The sequence below is a fragment of the Mesorhizobium temperatum genome (assembly GCF_002284575.1).
GTDB lineage: Bacteria > Pseudomonadota > Alphaproteobacteria > Rhizobiales > Rhizobiaceae > Mesorhizobium > Mesorhizobium temperatum.
Genome location: NZ_NPKJ01000044.1, coordinates 54,262 through 70,478 on the forward strand (window position 1 = coordinate 54,262; position 16,217 = coordinate 70,478).

At 63.3% G+C, this 16,217-nt stretch carries 15 protein-coding genes; 7 read left to right on the forward strand and 8 right to left on the reverse strand.

The genetic code is table 11. The features are described from left to right. Nucleotides 1-612 (reverse strand): phosphonate C-P lyase system protein PhnH, encoded by a 612-nt coding sequence (gene phnH, locus CIT26_RS14875; RefSeq protein WP_095493300.1) that lies wholly within the window; start codon nucleotides 610-612, stop codon nucleotides 1-3. Beyond that, nucleotides 612-1,076 carry a phosphonate C-P lyase system protein PhnG gene (phnG, locus tag CIT26_RS14880; protein WP_095493301.1) on the reverse strand — a complete coding sequence of 155 codons (465 nt, stop codon included), beginning with the start codon at nucleotides 1,074-1,076 and terminating at the stop codon, nucleotides 612-614. The genes phnH and phnG overlap by 1 nt, the downstream gene beginning before the upstream one ends. A 122-nt stretch (nucleotides 1,077-1,198) precedes the next feature. Here phnG and phnF point away from each other — a divergent pair, with 122 nt between their 5' ends. Beyond that, nucleotides 1,199-1,948, forward strand: a complete 750-nt coding sequence (phnF, locus tag CIT26_RS14885; protein WP_095493302.1) for a phosphonate metabolism transcriptional regulator PhnF — start codon at nucleotides 1,199-1,201, stop codon at nucleotides 1,946-1,948. A gap of 212 nt (nucleotides 1,949-2,160) precedes the next feature. On the opposite strand, the gene CIT26_RS14890 is transcribed toward phnF, so the two are convergent. From CIT26_RS14890 to CIT26_RS14915, 6 genes are all read right to left on the reverse strand, one after another. Then, nucleotides 2,161-3,177: a zinc-binding alcohol dehydrogenase family protein gene (locus tag CIT26_RS14890; protein ID WP_095493303.1), complete on the reverse strand. Its 1,017-nt coding sequence runs from the start codon at nucleotides 3,175-3,177 to the stop codon at nucleotides 2,161-2,163. Nucleotides 3,178-3,246: 69 nt separating this feature from the next. Continuing rightward, nucleotides 3,247-4,212, reverse strand: coding sequence for an ABC transporter permease (locus tag CIT26_RS14895; RefSeq protein WP_095493304.1), 966 nt, complete (start codon nucleotides 4,210-4,212; stop codon nucleotides 3,247-3,249). Beyond that, complete coding sequence (locus CIT26_RS14900; protein ID WP_095493305.1) at nucleotides 4,209-5,762, reverse strand: sugar ABC transporter ATP-binding protein; 1,554 nt, start codon at nucleotides 5,760-5,762, stop codon at nucleotides 4,209-4,211. The genes CIT26_RS14895 and CIT26_RS14900 overlap by 4 nt, the downstream gene beginning before the upstream one ends. A gap of 149 nt (nucleotides 5,763-5,911) precedes the next feature. Then, nucleotides 5,912-6,907 (reverse strand): ABC transporter substrate-binding protein, encoded by a 996-nt coding sequence (locus CIT26_RS14905; RefSeq protein WP_095493306.1) that lies wholly within the window; start codon nucleotides 6,905-6,907, stop codon nucleotides 5,912-5,914. A 350-nt stretch (nucleotides 6,908-7,257) separates the two neighbouring features. After that, complete coding sequence (locus CIT26_RS14910) at nucleotides 7,258-8,256, reverse strand: aldo/keto reductase (protein WP_095493307.1); 999 nt, start codon at nucleotides 8,254-8,256, stop codon at nucleotides 7,258-7,260. Nucleotides 8,257-8,317: 61 nt separating this feature from the next. Further along, nucleotides 8,318-9,823, reverse strand: coding sequence for a UxaA family hydrolase (locus CIT26_RS14915; protein ID WP_095493308.1), 1,506 nt, complete (start codon nucleotides 9,821-9,823; stop codon nucleotides 8,318-8,320). 269 nt (nucleotides 9,824-10,092) lie between these two features. Between CIT26_RS14915 and CIT26_RS14920 the strand changes: the two genes are divergently transcribed. From CIT26_RS14920 to gndA, 6 genes are all read left to right on the forward strand, one after another. After that, on the forward strand, nucleotides 10,093-10,995 hold the full coding sequence (locus CIT26_RS14920) for a GntR family transcriptional regulator (protein WP_095493309.1): 903 nt from the start codon (nucleotides 10,093-10,095) through the stop codon (nucleotides 10,993-10,995). A 119-nt stretch (nucleotides 10,996-11,114) separates the two neighbouring features. Then, the gene (locus tag CIT26_RS14925; protein WP_095493310.1) at nucleotides 11,115-11,471 is read left to right on the forward strand and encodes a DUF2946 family protein; all 357 of its coding nucleotides are present in this window, start codon (nucleotides 11,115-11,117) and stop codon (nucleotides 11,469-11,471) included. Between the two features lie 105 nt (nucleotides 11,472-11,576). Then, nucleotides 11,577-12,116 carry a copper chaperone PCu(A)C gene (locus tag CIT26_RS14930; RefSeq protein WP_095493311.1) on the forward strand — a complete coding sequence of 180 codons (540 nt, stop codon included), beginning with the start codon at nucleotides 11,577-11,579 and terminating at the stop codon, nucleotides 12,114-12,116. 40 nt (nucleotides 12,117-12,156) lie between these two features. Then, complete coding sequence (locus tag CIT26_RS14935) at nucleotides 12,157-12,675, forward strand: YcnI family copper-binding membrane protein (protein ID WP_095493312.1); 519 nt, start codon at nucleotides 12,157-12,159, stop codon at nucleotides 12,673-12,675. Nucleotides 12,676-12,730: 55 nt separating this feature from the next. Then, nucleotides 12,731-14,368 carry a copper resistance CopC/CopD family protein gene (locus CIT26_RS14940; protein ID WP_245319423.1) on the forward strand — a complete coding sequence of 546 codons (1,638 nt, stop codon included), beginning with the start codon at nucleotides 12,731-12,733 and terminating at the stop codon, nucleotides 14,366-14,368. Nucleotides 14,369-14,601: 233 nt separating this feature from the next. Continuing rightward, on the forward strand, nucleotides 14,602-16,029 hold the full coding sequence (gene gndA / locus CIT26_RS14945; protein WP_095493314.1) for an NADP-dependent phosphogluconate dehydrogenase: 1,428 nt from the start codon (nucleotides 14,602-14,604) through the stop codon (nucleotides 16,027-16,029). The last annotated feature ends 188 nt before the right edge of the window (nucleotides 16,030-16,217 follow it).

Sequence of the window (16,217 nt, forward strand, 5' to 3'; positions counted from 1 at the left end):
TCATGCCTCCATCGTCTTGATGCGCGTCGTGCGCGGCAGGCAGGCAACGCCGTCAGGGGTGGCGAGGACGATGTCGATACCACGGGGAAAACGCTGGTTGTTCTGCTTCCACTGCTCGACGAAGTGGCGCGGCATCTGCGCCGGCGCGATTGTCGCGGTTCTTTCGATGCCAGGACCTTCGAGCAACAGAGGGGCGCCTGAAACGAGATCGCCGACCTGCAGGATCAGCGTCGTGGAGCGGTCGGGATAGTCCTGGGTGCCTTGTGAAAAGCCGTCGAGCGCCATCATCTCGGCCGGCGTGGCGATCAGCGCGAAATGCGCGTCGGCCGGCGTATTGGCCAGCGGCGCGCCGGTGTGGAAGCCGAGCCAGGATTTCACCGCTGCTGGGGCCTGCAAAACGGGGTCGAGCCAGAGCGGCGTGTCGTTGTCGCACAGCGCCAGCGCGATGGCGCCCGCGGTGGCCGACAGCGGCGCCGGCGGGCGGGCAAAGATCGGTAGGGGCTGCAGGGTGCCTGGCCGCGCCATCGCATCCATCACGGCGCGGAACACTGTCTGGGCGTCGAACACCGGATCGGCAAAGCTGCCCTCGATCGCTTGCGTTGCGATATCCATCAGTCTTCTCCGCGTACCATGGTGAAGAAATCGACCTTCGTTGCCTCGGTCTCGGCGCGCCGCCGTTCACGTTCGCTGGCCAGTGCGGCCTGAAGCGGCGCAATGAGTTTGGTCTCGACCTCGTTACGGCGGGTGGGATCCTGCCAGAGAGCGTCCGCTATCGCTGCCAGTTTTGCTTTCTGCTTGTCACGGCCCATCGTATAGCAGTGGCCGACCTGCCCGGATGTGAGTCGGACAGTGGCGCGGGTGACCGTCGCCTCGCCGACGTTGAATGGCGCGCCGCCGCCGCCGATGCGGCCACGCACGGTGACCAGGCCGGTTTCGGGGCCGCGCAGGAGTTCTGCTTCCGAAGGCAGGCCGGCTGCGTTCCAAAGGCGGACGATATCGTCGCCGGTCGATTGCGCCAGCGTCGCCATGACGGCCTTGCGCTCAAGCTGCTGATCGCGCGCTTCCTGTTCTCGCATGGCCGTCGTCCCTTCTCGTTGTAAATTTGTATAATGATGTAGACAATTATACAAATTATACCTATTCTCTAAAGCGTGTCCATGACGGATGGATGACAGGGCGAAAAAGATCGGGGCAAGAGATGATCGGTCAGCAGATCGCCAACAGCTTGGAGCGGCGCACCGGCGTCTCGCTGTGGCGGCAGATAGCCGATCAGATCCTGCATTCGATCGCCATCGGCGACTTTGCCGAGAATGCCGCACTGCCGCCGGAAGTCGCACTGGCCGAGCGCTATGGCGTCAACCGCCATACGGTGCGCAGTGCCATCGCAGCACTAGTGCAGGATGGCGTGCTCAGGGCCGAACAGGGGCGCGGCACCTTCGTGCTGTCGCGCAAGCGCCTGTCCTATCCGATCGGCGCGCGCACCCGTTTTTCGGAGGGCTTGCAAGGGCAGGCGTCGGAGCGTCGCAGCGTGCTGCTCGAATCGGCGGTCGAACCGGCCAGCCGGCGGGTCGCCGAAGGCTTAGGTCTTGCCAAGGGTTCCAGCGTCATCCGCCTCGAGACACGCGGCGAAGCCGATGGGCAACCGGTCTCGCGTGCCACCGGCTGGTTCGACGCGGGACGCTTCGCCGGCATCGATGCCGCCATGGCCGAAACCGGATCGGTGACCGCCTCATTCCAGCGTTTCGGCATCGGTGACTATCTCAGGCAATCGACGGTACTGTCGGCCCGCCATGCGGACGCCGCCGACCTTGCCGATCTCGATCTGCAGCCCGGCGCCATCGTGCTGGTCACGGTCGCCGTCAATGTCACGCCGGACGGCCAGCCGATCCAGTTCGCCGAAACGCGGTTCCCGGCGGAGCGGGTCGAGCTCAAATTATCGGCGCTTTAAGGTGTGTTGATATTCAGGTGAGGCCGACCTGCAAATGGCGGGTTCCTGCGCTTCCGGTACTCACGTACCCAAAAGTACGCTGCGTTGGAACCCACCATTTTCGACCGGCCTGACCTGAATCTCAACACATCTTGGTGCATCTTTGCAGCCAAGTGGAATTAAAACAAACCGGATGTCCTGTTTTGATGCATCTCGCGTTAGGGCGTCCGGTTTCATCCGACCTGGATGACGGCCTTGATCAGGCCGGATTTCTCATGCGCCCAGCGGGCGAGATCGCGCTGTGTGTCGCCAAGCGTGGTGCGATGGGTGACGAGCTTTGCCAGCGGCACCGCGCCGTCGCGGATCGAGGCGGCGACATGGTCGAAGTCGGCGCGCAGAGCGTTGCGGCTGCCGATCAGCGTCATCTCGCGCTTGTGGAATTCGGGGTCGGAAAAGACGATGTCGTCCTTGACGACGCTGACCAGGACGAGCGTCCCGCCGTGCGCGACATGGGCGAAAGCCGACTGGACTGACTGGGTGTTGCCAGTGGCGTCGAAAACCACGTCAAAACCTTCGCCGCCGGTCGCCTCCCGCACCAGATCGGTTGCCGATCCCTTCGAACTGTCGAGGGTGGCGAAGCCGAGTTCGCTTGCGGCGAAACCCAGCCTCTCGGCACTCATGTCGAGCAGCGTCACGTCCAGACCGGCGATGCGGGCAAACAGCGCCGTGCCGAGCCCGATCGGCCCGGCGCCGATGACCAGCGTGCGCGCGCCGGGCTGCGCCAGCGAGCGCCGCACGGCATGCGCCCCGATCGCCAGGAATTCGACGGCGGCGGCATCGGCCAGCGACAGGCCGTTTGCCGGATAAAGATTTTGTGCCGGCACCAGGATCCGTTCGCACATGGCGCCGTCGCGGTGGACGCCGAGCACTTCGATCCTGACGCAGCAATTCGGCTTGCCTTGGCGGCAGGCGATGCATTTGCCGCAAGCGAGATACGGGTTGATGATCACCGGGTCGCCGACGGCCAGATCGACGCCTTCGCCAGCCTCGATCACAGTGCCGGAGACCTCGTGGCCCATAATGCGGGGATAGGCGAGGAACGGATGCTTGCCCTCGAAGATGTGATAATCGGTGCCGCAGATGCCGACATGACTGACCGCGACCAGCGCCCAGCCCGGCGGTGGTGTGCTCGGCGCCGGGCGGTCTTCCACAACAAGATCGCCGGGCGAACGGCAGACGACGGCTTTCATGCTTTTATCCAGTCGGTTCATGGCACCGCCGGCCCCGTTAGCGCCGGCCAGCGGTTTGTTAATATGGGTCTACTTGCCGCGGCGGCGCAGGCCGTCGAAATAGACGATGACGATGATCAGCACGCCGGTAATGATGCGCTGCCAGAAGGCATTGACGTTCAAGAGATTGGCGCCGTTGTTGATGGTGGCGAGGATGAAGGCGCCGAGCAGCGGTCCGTGCACCGAGCCGACGGCGCCGAACAACGAAGTGCCGCCGATCACTGACGAGGCGATCGCCTGCAACTCCCAGCCCTCGGCCTGCGTCGGATTGCCGATGCCGATGCGCGACGCGAGCAGCACGCCGACAAAAGCCGCGCACAGGCCAGACAGCGTATAGGCCATGTAGATGGTGCGCTGAACGTTGACGCCGGAAAGCCGCGAGGCCTCGGCGTTGGAGCCGACCGAGAACAGATACCGGCCCCAGCGGCTGTGATGCAGGAAGATGTAGGCGGGGATGCCGACCAGGATCACCATCCAGAATAGGTTGGGGATGCCGAGGAAGGAACTGCGCGAAAACAGCTGGAAGGCATCGTTGTTGATCGAGATCGAGTTGCCGTTGGTCATCAACAGGCCGATGCCGCGCAGCGAGGTCAGCGTCGCCAGCGTGATGATGAAGGGCGGCAGGCCCATTCTGACGATGCCGAAGCCATGGAACGTGCCGATGGCGACGCCGACCAGCAAGGTGATCAGGATGGCGAGGAAAATCGGCACGCCGGCATTGATCAGCATCGCTACGATGACGGTTGCGAAGCCCACGACGGCGCCGACGGAAAGGTCGATGCCTCCGGTGATGATGACGAAGGTCTGACCGACCGCCAGGATGGCGATCATCGAACCTTGCCGCAGCAGGTTCGAGATGTTGTTGGCGGAGGCGAAGCTCGGCGTCGCCACCGACAGGATGACCCACAACAGTACCAGCAGCGCCAGCAGTGTCAGCCCGAACAGGGCGTTGTAGTTGCGTTTCGGCCTTTCGGCCGGTATCGCCTCGGTGCTCATATCTGTCCTCCCGGTTTTTCTTGTTTCTCGGCCAGCGCTTGGGTGAGGATCTCCTCATGGTCGGCAGTGTGGAAACCATGAGTGGCCACCAGTTTGCCGCGCCGGAACACATGCAGTGTGTCGGCCAGTTCATAGACCTCGGGCAGATAGGACGAGATGAGGATGATGCCGGCGCCATTGGACAAAAGCGCACTGAACAGGCGGTAGATCTCTGCCTTGGTGCCGACATCGACGCCAACTGTCGGCTCGTCGAAGATGAACAGCTTGGCGCCGTGAGCCAGCCATTTGCCGATGACGATCTTCTGCTGGTTGCCGCCGGACAGGCTGGAGGCGAGCGCGTTGCGCGTCGGCGTCTTGATCCTGAGATTGGCGATCTGGCGATCCGCCTCGGTCTTCTCCTGTGCGCTGGAGATCAGCAGATTGCTGGAGATGCGCTTGTAGATCGGCAGATTGAGATTGAGGCCGACCGGCAGGTTAAGGCAGAGGCCCTGGTCGCGGCGGCTTTCCGGCGCCAGCGCCATGCCGAGCCTGATAGCGTCATGCTCGGAGTTGACCTGAACCGCCTTGCCCTCCCAGAGGATCTGGCCGGCCGACTTGCGATGACGGCCGTAGAGCGTGGTGACGAACTCGCTGCGCCCGGCACCGATCAGGCCGTAGAGCCCGACGATTTCTCCGGCACGGACCGTCATCGAGACATTTTCGAAGCCCTTGCCGGAAAGATTTCGGGCTTCGAGGAGCGTCGCGCCCGGGGTAAAATGCTCCTTGTGATAGACTTGCTCGATCGACCGGTTGATCATCATCTTGACCAGCTCGGCGTCGTTGGTCTCGGCGATGTTCCTGGTGCCGACAAGCGTGCCGTCGCGCAGCACCGAGACGCGGTCGGCGAGCTCGAACACCTCTTCCATACGGTGGCTGATGTAGATGATGGTGACGCCTTCGCCCTTCAGCCGGCGGATCAGCGTGAACAGCTGGTCGGCTTCCTTCCGGGTGAGGTAGGCAGTCGGCTCGTCGAAGATGAGGAACTTGGTGCCGCGCACTGTGGCGCGGGCGGCGGCGATCAGCTGCTGCTGGCCTATGGTCAGGTCACCCAGCACGACATGGGCCGGCAGATCGAAGCCGAGATCGTCGATGATCTTCTGCGCTTCCCTGACCATGGCCCGCTGCTGCAGGATGCCGAAGCGGGAATCCTCCTCGCCGAGGAACATGTTGGCCGCGACAGTGAGATGGCGGCACAGAACGACCTCCTGATGCACAGCATTGATGCCCAGCGCCATCGCCTCATGCGGCGTCGCAAGCGCTGCCGGCTTGCCCTCCCAGATAACGTCGCCGGAGGTGCGCGGCATGACGCCGGTCAGCAGCTTGATCAGGGTGGATTTGCCGGCACCGTTCTCGCCGACAATGGCGTGGATTTCGCTGGCCTTGAAGGCGAGGTTAACCGGCTTCAGCGCGTGCGTGCCGGGATATCGCTTTTCCAGTCCCTTGAGTTCGAGGATCGTCCTGCCCGGTTCCAGCGTTGGGGCCGGATGCAGTTCCTGCGCCGTCGACGTCATGACAATCCTCCCAGATTGGCCTCACGATTGGCACGTAGCGATGCTGGCCCGGTCCATCGTCAAGGTAATTGAGGCCGGCTGATTTCGAAGCACTTTCAGGGTGTTTCCGGGGCAACGAGGCCCCGGAAAGGGTGCGCCAATACCGATGCTCAGTCGAGCTTCGGGTTGAGCAGCGCGTCGATCTTCGGATCTTTCATGTTGGCCTTGGTCACCAGGTTGGCGCCGGTGTCGACATTGGCCTCGACCTTCTCGCCCTTCGAGGCAGCTAGCGCCGTCTTGATGCCGTCATAACCCATCCGGTACGGATCCTGGACGACGAGGCCGGAAATGACGCCGTCATTGAGGAACTTGACCAGCTTCTCGTCGCTGTCGAAGCCGATCAGCCCGACCTTGCCGGCAAGGCTGTTCTCGGCGATCGCCTGGCCGACGCCCTGCGCCATGATCAGGTTGGAGGCGAAGATGCCCTTGAGGTTCGGGTTGGCGGTGATCAGGTCGGTCGCGATGTTGAGGCCGGTGGTGGCCTGGCCGTCGGCGTATTTGTCGGCAATGAGCTTGAGGCCGGGATATTTGGCGGCAAGCTGTTCCTTGAAGCCCTGGGCGCGCTGTTCGAGCGAGCCAGCGCCCGGAAGCGCGGTGATCAGGGCGACGTCGCCCTCGATTTTGCCGCCATTGGCTTCGCCGATCGCGGCCGCCAGCCCGTCAGCGGCAACGCGGCCGCCTTGGATATTGTCTGTGGTCAGGAACGAAGTGAAGGCCTTGGAGTCGGCGCCGGAGTCGATGCCAATGATCTTGACCTTGGTGGCTGCCTCATCGATCGGCTTGCCGAGCGCCTTGGCTTCGGTCGGTGCGATGACGACGGCAGCCGGGGTGCCGGCGACGGCGTTTTCAAGGATCGAGATCTGACCGTTGACGTCGGTCTCCGCCTGGGCGCCGAGTTCCGGCACATTGACGCCGAGGTCCTTGCCGGCCTTGCGGGCGCCGGCCAGGACGATCTGCCAGTAGAAAGAGGTGGTGTCCTTGACGATGATCGGAATGGTTACGTCCGCCGCCGAAGCCGGCGCCGAATGCATCACGCCGGCAAGCATCGAGGCGGCGGCGAGCGCCACGAATGCGCGGCGGTTGAGAATGCTGGTCACGAATTTCATTAGGCTTCCTCCCTAAGTCGCCCGGTGAATGTTGCAAGAAGTCGGTTTGGATAGGCGTTGCCCAAACAGAACTTTATCAATAAAAAACATTTACCGCATTTTGATAGTGCATAGGTTGGGTCGACGCAAGCGGTGTTTCGTATCGGACTCCTCTGGCTAGACCGGAAGGGGAGCCTCCTTGCCGATCCTCATTGCCAACCCTCTACAGATCCTCTCCGAAAGCTATGGAATATTAATTCCAACAACCAGTCAAGATGGAATATTCATTCTTTTTTTGGAGCGTACGATTGTGACGCCTCCTGATCGCACCCTCCGCCGTTTAACCGGCGAACGGCGAAGGCCGCAGCGCATCAGCCGAGTTCCTGTACGACCGTGTAGGGATCATATTTGGCGAATTCTGTTTCGGGCACCTGGATGTCGAGCAGTTGGAGATTTCGCGCCAAATTGGTCGGTTTGGCGGTGCCCGTCAGCACAGAAGCCACCACAGGCTCGTGCAGCGGGAACTGGAACGCCGCCGCGGCAAGCGGGTAGCCGCCCTCGGCGGCGATTTTTTCCATGGCGCCGACGCGGTCGAGAATGTCCTGGGTGGCCGGCAGGTAGTCGAAATGCGCACCCGGCACCGGGCCGGTCGCCAAGATGCCGGAATTGAAGACGCCACCGATGATCAGCGAGGTCTGCCGTTTCCGGCAAAGCGGCAGCAATTCGGCTTCGGCGGTGCGGTCGAGCAGCGAATAGCGGCTGGCGAGCAGGATGCAGTCGAGCGGCGCCTGGCGCAGCACATCGAGACAGATCTGCACCTCGTTGACGCCAAGGCCGTAGGCGGAAATGACCCTGGACGACTTCAGCTCTTCCAGCGCCTTCAGCCCGCCATCCATCAGCTGGCGGAAATGCAGCTTCGTTTTCTCGACGCCATGCGTATAGACGCCGATGTCGTGGACGAACAGGATGTCGATTCGATTGAGGCCAAGCCGCGCATAGCTGAACTCGACCGAGCGCATGATGCCGTCGTAGGAATAGTCGTAGTCGAGCGCAAAGGGCAGCGGATCGACATAGGAATGGTCCGGAATCTGGTCTTCCGGCACCGGCCGGAACAGGCGCCCAACCTTGGTCGACAGCACGTAGGAATCCCGCGGCTTGTCACGCAGGAAATCGCCGAAGCGGCGTTCCGAGAGGCCGAAGCCGTAGAAGGGCGCCGTATCGAAATAGCGCAAGTCGGCATCCCAGGCGACCTGCAGCGTCTGCATCGCCGCCTCGCGCGGGCAAGCTCGGTAGAGGCCGCCGACCGCCGCGCCGCCGAAGCTGACCTCGGTGACGTCGAGCGCAGTTGCACCGATACGGCGTTTTTTCATACGAAGCCTCCCACCGGCCGTTGTCCGGCCCGTCTATCATCGTTGTCGGTTAGCGGTCGGGCTAGAGGGTCGCCCCGAGATGCCACGGCACGAACTCGTTGTCGCCGTAGCCAAACTCCTCACTCTTGGTCTTGCGGCCGGAAGCCGTCTCGACGATCAGCTCGAAGATCTCGCGGCCCATGCCGGCAATGGTCTTTTCGCCCGAGGCGATGACGCCGCAATTCACGTCCATGTCCTCTTCCATGGTGTGGTACATGGTCGAGTTGCTGGCGACCTTGATCGACGGTGTCGGCCGGCAGCCGAAGCAGGAGCCGCGGCCGGTGGTGAAGACGATGACATTGGCGCCGCCCGCGACCTGGCCGGTGGCTGAGACCGGGTCGTAGCCGGGCGTGTCCATGAACACCAAGCCGTGGCCGCTGACCTTTTCGGCATAGCCGAAGACGCCGTTGAGCGGTGTCTGGCCGCCCTTGGCGACCGCGCCAAGCGACTTTTCCAGGATGGTGGTCAGCCCGCCGCGCTTATTGCCGGGTGAAGGATTGTTGTCGATGGAGGCGCCATGCTTGGCGACATGGTCTTCCCACCACTTCACATAGCCGTCGAGCTTGGCTGCGATCTCCGGGGTTGCCGCACGGTAGGCGAGCAGATGTTCGGCGCCGTAGATTTCCGTCGTCTCGGAGAGGATGCCGATGCCGCCGACGCCAGCCAGGATGTCGACGGCGGCGCCCAGCGCCGGATTGGCGGTGATGCCGGACATGCCGTCCGAGCCGCCGCATTGCAGGCCGACGACGATCTCGCTGACCGGGATCGGCTCACGCTTAAGCTTGCCGACCTCCTCGGCGATCTCGGCCAGCACCAGCATCGCCTTCTCGACCGATCTGCGCGAGCCGCCGGCTTCCTGGATGTTGAAATGGCGTTTTCCCGCGGCGACGCCCTTCTGGCCATAGAGGGTGAGCTGGTTGACCTCGCAGCCGAGACCGACCATCAGCACGCCGCCGAAATTCGGATGACGGGCATAGCCGGCAAGCGTGCGATGCAGCACCATCATGCCGTCACCGGTGGCGCTCATGCCGCAGCCCTGGCCGTGAACGATGGGAACGAAGCCGTCAATACCGGGATATCTGGGCAGGAGCGTGCGGTTCGCCTCGTCGGCGATGGCGTGGCAAACCGTGGCCGAGCAATTGACGCTGGCGAGAATGCCAATGAAGTTGCGCGTACCGGCACGGCCGTCGGCACGACGGTAGCCCATGAAGGTGCGGGCGCGGTCGGCCTCGGTCGCGTGCACGGCTTCGCTCGGCGGCACCACCGGCAAACGCCCGGACTCGAATACCAGATTGTGCGAATGAACATGCTCGCCGGGCGCAATGTCCTGCGTGGCGCGGCCGATCGCCTGGGCGTATTTGACCACAGCCTCGCCGGCGGCGATTGGCTTGAGCGCCACCTTGTGGCCGGGTTCGATCAGCGCCGTGGCGACGGCGCCGCCCGGCAGCACCGCGCCGATCTCGATGCGGCCATTGGCGACCGCGACATTGTCGGCGGGAGACAGAAGAATGCTGTTTGCGGCGTTCACGGGCAGTTTCCTGGGCGTTCCTGGATGCGCTAGCGGATTGACACGCGCCTGTTAAAAGATAATGTCTTTTATCGTGAAAAAACAGTTTTGCGTCAATTGTTTTTTCGTGACGACGCCGCGCGTTCTTGTGATGTGCAGAGGACCGGGCACCCGAATCAGGGCTGACTTCTGAAGAGCAATTCCGCTTTTTGGGGGCCTGCGCTAGGAACGTTTGTCAATATCGCGCTTCAAGCCGGCCGCCGCAAGCGCCGGCGCGCAATGGGGCAGGGATGTCGAAGAGCAATAACGTCTATAAGGACGCCTACAATCGCGGTCTGCGGCTGCTCGATGAAACGAAAAGCCTGCCGTCTGAGCCCGAGCTGGGCGCGCTGCTCGGCGTCAGCCGCACGACGATCCGCACCATCCTTGCGCGCATGGAAGAGACGGGGCTGATCACCTGGAACAAGCGCAGCAAGACGGTTTTGCGCGTGCCGCGGCCGGACGACTTTTTCCCCGAGGAAGAGACCGACACGCTGTCGCAGATCATCGAGCGCTCCTTCATGCGGCGGTTGCTTGCCGGCGGCGCCGAGCCTGGCATGCAGATCAACGAGCTCGAACTGGCGCGCGAGATCGGCGTCGGTACCACCAGCGTGCGCGAGTTCCTGATCCGCTTTTCCCGCTTCGGGCTGATCGAGAAGCGCCGCAACAGCCATTGGGTGCTGAAAGGTTTTACCCGCGCTTTTGCGCTGGAATTGACCGAAATCCGCGAGATGTTCGAATTGCGCTCGGCTGCCGCCTTTGCCGCGCTGCCGGAAGACAGCCCGGTGTGGGCCGACCTCGACCTGCTGGAAGACGAGCACCGCCTGCTGGCGCGCGAGATCGCCACGCGCTTCAATGAATTCTCGGAGCTCGACGAGCGCTTTCACCGGCTGATCCACCGCGCGTCGCACAATCGCTTCATCGTCGATTTCTACGACGTCATCGCCATGATCTTTCACTACCACTACCAGTGGAACAAGGCGCAGGAGCGCGAGCGCAACGAAGTGGCGGTCGCGGAGCATCTGGCCTATATCGCGGCGCTCAAATCGCGCGATCCCGGCAAGGTCGACGCCGCCTGCCGCAAGCATTTGAAGTCGGCGCGGCACACGCTGCTGACGTCGATTCCGGAAGGCCAGCAGCCGCAACGGGCTTAAAGCGCCGCGTTGCCGCAGTAGTGATTTGGCGATTTTCCACCTGCTGAGCCCGTGCTAGATATCTGGCCGTTGCTGCGTGAAGAGGCAGGTCTTTGAATATCCGGCGGAGACGATGGAGCATGCCGGCCGCGTTCGCTGCGGCCTATTTGCTCGTGCTCCAGTCGGCGCTTGGCGCATTCGCCTTCGGCATCGGGCCGAATGCTTCGCAACTTGACGCCTTCGGCAATGTCATCTGCACCCAGGAGGGCGCGGCCCAGCTTCCAGGCGGCGATCCGCACCAGCAGCACATGCCGGCCTGCTGTGTGCTCGGCTGCGGCATGGCCTCGGCTGCCTTTGTGCCACCGCCCGCTACCGCCACGGTGCCCGGCAGTTTTTCCGTCGAAACCGTCGCCTTTGTGCTGCCGGCGTTCCGGCACCTCGATTTCACCCGCGACCGCTCTCCGTCGAATCCGCGTGCGCCTCCGGCGACGGCCTGATCCGTTCCAGATCGCCTTGCGGAAGCCTTCGCGAGCGCATTCATTCAAACATCGAAACTGTTCGCGACCGGGCACCGGCGCGATCTCTCAGTTCCTGGAGCTATCATGTCTCACGCTTTCCGCGCGCGGTTCGGCCGCAACAGGTCCTTCCTGCGCAGCTTCGAGGAGCGACTCGGCATCACCGTGTTCCTCCTCTCTCTCCTGTTCGTCGGCGCCCAGGCTGTTTTCGCGCATGAGTTCAGGGTTGGCGACCTCGAGATCGGGCATCCCTGGTCGCGCGCCACGCCGCCCGGCGCCAAAGTGGCCGGCGGCTATTTCACCGTCACCAATACCGGCAGTTCGCCGGATCGGCTGCTGTCGATTTCCTCGGAAATTTCGACCAAGGCCGAACTGCATGAGATGGGCGTGAGCGATGGCGTCATGACCATGCGGCCGGTCACCGGCGGCCTTGAAATTCCGGCCGGCGGCAAGGTCGCACTGGCACCCGGCGGCTATCATCTGATGTTCGTCGGACTGAAACGGCAACCGAAGCAAGGCGAGACGTTTCCAGCCACGCTGACCTTCGAGAAGGCCGGCACCGTCACTGTCGATTTCGCAGTGGAAGGCATCGGCGAAACCGGCGGCAAGCACGAACACGCCAACTGACCGGGCCAGATCCGCACAATTCGAAATTTGAGGGACCGTCATGAACAGTTATCTTTTATCCGCCGGCGCGTTTTTTGCCTTGGGGACAAGCGCGGCCTTTGCCCATGTCACGCTCGAAACGCAGGAGGCGGCGGTCGGTTCGACCTACAAGGCTGTCCTGCGCGTGCCGCATGGCTGTGAGGGCAAGGCGACGACCGCCGTGCGCGTACAAATCCCGGAAGGGGTGATTTCGGTGAAGCCGATGCCGAAGCCGGGCTGGACACTGCAGGTCAAGAAAGGCAGGTACGAGAAATCCTACCAGCTCCACGGCCAGGCTGTGACATCAGGCGCTAGGGAAGTCGACTGGAGCGGCGGCAGCCTGCCGGACGAATTCTACGACGAATTTGTCTTCCGTGGGACACTGGCGGCGGACCTGCCGGCCGGCCAAACCCTCTACTTCCCGGTGGTGCAGGAATGCGACGGTGCTGCCGAACGCTGGATCGAGATTCCGGCGGCTGGCCAGGATCAGGATGCGCTGGAATATCCGGCGCCCGGCCTCAAGCTGCTGCCGAAGAAATGACCTCTTGGCGGCGCGCTTTGTTCGAAAGTGCGCGTCGCTGTTGCATGGCGGTGACGTGAGCGCTGCATTCCTACAGTGGACGGTCTGCGCGGCCGGCCAGCGCATCGGCCGATTTGCCGTCGGCCTGCTGGCGGCGATCGTGCTGCTCGCCATAATTGCAGCGCCAAGTCAGGCCTTCGCCCACGCGGCGCTGGTCACAACCGAGCCCGCGGACGGCGCCGTGCTGGCGCAGAGCCCCGCGCAGTTATCGCTGACCTTCAGCGAGCCGGTGTCGCCGCTGGTGCTGACCTTGGTGCGGCCTGATGGGACGGCGATTCCGCTGACGTCCTTTCGGCTCAACGGCCAGACGATCGAGATCGACAATCCGCAAACGCTCGGATCCGGCACGCATGTGCTGAGCTGGCGGGTGATTTCCGCCGATGGCCATCCGGTCGGCGGCTCGGTGCTGTTTTCCATCGGCGCGCCGAGTGCTGCGCCGGCCGTCTCCGAAGCTGTCGACCGGGGCCTGAGGTCGGCGATCTGGATCGGCAAGGTCTTTCTCTATGTCGGCCTCTTTCTCGGCGTCGGCGGTGCCTTTGCTATCGCCTGGCTGGCGAAGGGCGGTCGTTCCGGCCAGCGCTTCGTCATCGCCGCAATCCTGTGCGGCCTTGTCGCGGCGCCCTTGTCGCTCGGCTTCCAGGGACTGGACGCGCTCGGTGCACCGCTCGTCCGGCTGGCGCAGCCGGGCGTCTGGCGGGCTGGGCTCGGCACCAGCTTCGGCTGGACGGTGCTGGTCGCCCTGGTGGCGCTCGGGCTTGGCCTGCTGTCGCTGGTCGGGCCGCGCGGCGGTGCAAAACTGTCTGCCCTTGCCGGCTTGGCCGGTGTCGGTGCCGCCCTCGCCGCCAGCGGGCATGCAAGTGCCGCCGAACCGCAATGGCTGACAAGGCCGATGGTGTTTCTGCACGGCGCCGGCATTGCCTTCTGGGCCGGGGCGCTGAGGCCGCTCGGTCTCGCCATGAGGTGGAAGCCGGTCGAGGCCGCGCCTTTCCTGCGCCGGTTTTCCCAAGCGATCCTGCTCGTCGTGGCCATGCTTGCTGCCACCGGCATCGTGCTGGCTATCATCCAGGTGCAGGCGCCCGCAGCTTTGCTCGAGACCGCCTATGGCCGGCTGCTGCTGGTCAAGCTGGCGCTGCTGTTCTTTCTGTTCACGCTGGCCGCGACTAACCGCTGGAAGCTGACCGGTCCGGCCGAAGCGGGAGAGACGGAAGTACAGAGGAGGCTGGTCCGCTCGATCGCCATTGAAATGCTGATCGTTCTGGCGATCTTCGGCGTTGCCGCCGGCTGGCGCTTCACACCGCCGCCACGCGCCCTGGCGATCGCAGCAGCGCAGCCGGCATTGGTGCATATCCACACGCCGAAGGCGATGGCCGACCTCAGCATCACGCCCGGCCATGTTGGACCGGTTGCCGCCTCGATCGTCATCATGACCGGCGATTTCGGCCCGCTCGACGCTGAGCAAGTGACGTTGGTGCTGTCAAAACCCGATTCCGGCATCGAGCCGATCAAGCGCGCGGCGACAAAGCCAGGCGACGGCATCTGGCGCGTCGACGGTCTCGTCGTCCCGGTTCCCGGCCGGTGGACGGCGCGGCTCGATATCCTCATCTCGGATTTCGAGATGGTGAAGATAGAGGCGCCGATCGACATCAGGCCGTGAGGACAAGCTGCAACACAATTCGGCGAGGCGGTTGACGCGGCCCTGAAGGCCCGTCAAACATCGCGGCAAGAATGGCATCGCGGCAAGAATGGCATCGCGGCAAGAATGGCATCCCGGGAAGAATGGCATCCCGGGAAGAATGGGCGTCTCGGGAAGAATGGGCGTCTCGGTAAAATTGGTCGTCGCCGCAAAATCGCGGCCTCAACAAAAGATCCGAAAGTAGGGAAGAAACGATGGAAAAAGCCGAAATCGGCCTGATCGGCCTTGGCACGATGGGCTCCAACTTGGCGCTCAACATCGCCGAGAAGGGGCACCGCATAGCCGTCTTCAACCGCACCGCCGCACGCATCGACGCCTTTGTCGAGCATGCCGGCGCACTGAAGGACATGGTCGTGCCCTGCTACAGCCTGGAGGAACTCGCCGCCGCCATCCGGCCGCCGCGGCCGATCATCATCATGGTGCTGGCCGGCAAGCCGGTCGATGAGCAGATCGCGGCGTTGCGCGGCGTGCTGTCGGCCAACGACATCGTCATCGATGCCGGAAACGCCAATTTCCGCGACACGATGCGACGCTTTTCCGAGCTTACCGATTCGGGTCTCACCTTCATCGGCATGGGCGTGTCCGGCGGCGAGGAGGGCGCGCGCCATGGACCGTCGATCATGGTCGGCGGCACGGAAGAGTCCTGGAAACGCGTTGAAAAGGTACTGACCGCCATTTCGGCCAAGTTCAGGGATGAGCCCTGCGCGGCGTGGCTTGGCACCGATGGCGCCGGGCATTTCGTCAAGACCATCCATAACGGCATCGAATATGCCGACATGCAGATGATCGCCGAGATCTACGGCATTTTGCGCGACGGCTTAAGCATGGAGCCGAAGGAGATCGCACAAGTGTTTGCCGGCTGGAACAAGGGTCGGCTCAACTCCTATCTGATCGAGATCACCGCAAGGGTGCTGGCCGCCGACGATCCGAAGACGGGCAAGCCGATGGTCGACATCATCCTCGACCGCGCCGGCCAGAAGGGCACCGGCAAGTGGTCGGTCATCGAGGCGCAGCAGCTCGGCATTCCGGCCACCGCGATCGAGGCCGCGGTGGCGGCGCGCGTGCTGTCGTCGATCAAGGACGAGCGCCTGGCCGCCGAAAAGGCCTATGGCGATGGCGGCGTGACCAAGATTTCTGGAGACAAGGACGCGCTTCTCAACGATCTCGAACTGGCGCTGTTCGCCGGCAAGATATCAGCCTATGCGCAAGGCTTCGCGGTGATGAGCGGCGCATCGAAGGAATTCAACTGGAACCTGCCGATGCCGACCATCGCCAAGATATGGCGGGCAGGCTGCATCATCCGCTCACAATTGCTGGACACGATGGCGGAAGCCTTCGGCACCGGCGGGGCGGCCACCAATCTTTTGATGGCACCGGCTTTCATCGCGATGATGCAGGAGGCGCACCCGTCGCTCCGGCGCATCGTGGCAAGGGCGTCGGAAGTCGGCTCACCGGTACCAGCACTGTCTTCGGCACTCGCCTATTTCGATAGCTACCGCCAAGGCCGCGGCACCTCGAACCTGATCCAGGCGCAACGCGATTTCTTCGGCGCGCACGGCTTCGAACGCATCGACGGGCCGGGCGCTTTCCATGGCCCTTGGGGGAGCGGAGCGGCAGGTTAGCGCCGCATAGTAGACGTTGAGATCTGCTCGTCTTTTCCTTCAGAGCAGACATCGTTGGTCAAGACGCTGAGGTCGCCATTTGCCTCTTTTCAGCCCTTCGCTGCGTCGTCGGCCGTGAACAATGGGAGGGATCAGGCTTTGAGTTCTTTCGGCTGACTTTGAGAGGCGGCGAGGAGAAGCCACAAAAG

What these genes read in the sequence shown, in the direction of transcription:
- phnH (WP_095493300.1), bottom strand. Translation starts at nt 612, where the DNA reads ATGGATATCGCAACGCAAGCGATCGAGGGCAGCTTTGCCGATCCGGTG.
- phnG (WP_095493301.1), bottom strand. Translation starts at nt 1,076, where the DNA reads ATGCGAGAACAGGAAGCGCGCGATCAGCAGCTTGAGCGCAAGGCCGTC.
- phnF (WP_095493302.1), top strand. Translation starts at nt 1,199, where the DNA reads ATGATCGGTCAGCAGATCGCCAACAGCTTGGAGCGGCGCACCGGCGTC.
- CIT26_RS14890 (WP_095493303.1), bottom strand. Translation starts at nt 3,177, where the DNA reads ATGAAAGCCGTCGTCTGCCGTTCGCCCGGCGATCTTGTTGTGGAAGAC.
- CIT26_RS14895 (WP_095493304.1), bottom strand. Translation starts at nt 4,212, where the DNA reads ATGAGCACCGAGGCGATACCGGCCGAAAGGCCGAAACGCAACTACAAC.
- CIT26_RS14900 (WP_095493305.1), bottom strand. Translation starts at nt 5,762, where the DNA reads ATGACGTCGACGGCGCAGGAACTGCATCCGGCCCCAACGCTGGAACCG.
- CIT26_RS14905 (WP_095493306.1), bottom strand. Translation starts at nt 6,907, where the DNA reads ATGAAATTCGTGACCAGCATTCTCAACCGCCGCGCATTCGTGGCGCTC.
- CIT26_RS14910 (WP_095493307.1), bottom strand. Translation starts at nt 8,256, where the DNA reads ATGAAAAAACGCCGTATCGGTGCAACTGCGCTCGACGTCACCGAGGTC.
- CIT26_RS14920 (WP_095493309.1), top strand. Translation starts at nt 10,093, where the DNA reads ATGTCGAAGAGCAATAACGTCTATAAGGACGCCTACAATCGCGGTCTG.
- CIT26_RS14925 (WP_095493310.1), top strand. Translation starts at nt 11,115, where the DNA reads ATGCCGGCCGCGTTCGCTGCGGCCTATTTGCTCGTGCTCCAGTCGGCG.
- CIT26_RS14930 (WP_095493311.1), top strand. Translation starts at nt 11,577, where the DNA reads ATGTCTCACGCTTTCCGCGCGCGGTTCGGCCGCAACAGGTCCTTCCTG.
- CIT26_RS14935 (WP_095493312.1), top strand. Translation starts at nt 12,157, where the DNA reads ATGAACAGTTATCTTTTATCCGCCGGCGCGTTTTTTGCCTTGGGGACA.
- gndA (WP_095493314.1), top strand. Translation starts at nt 14,602, where the DNA reads ATGGAAAAAGCCGAAATCGGCCTGATCGGCCTTGGCACGATGGGCTCC.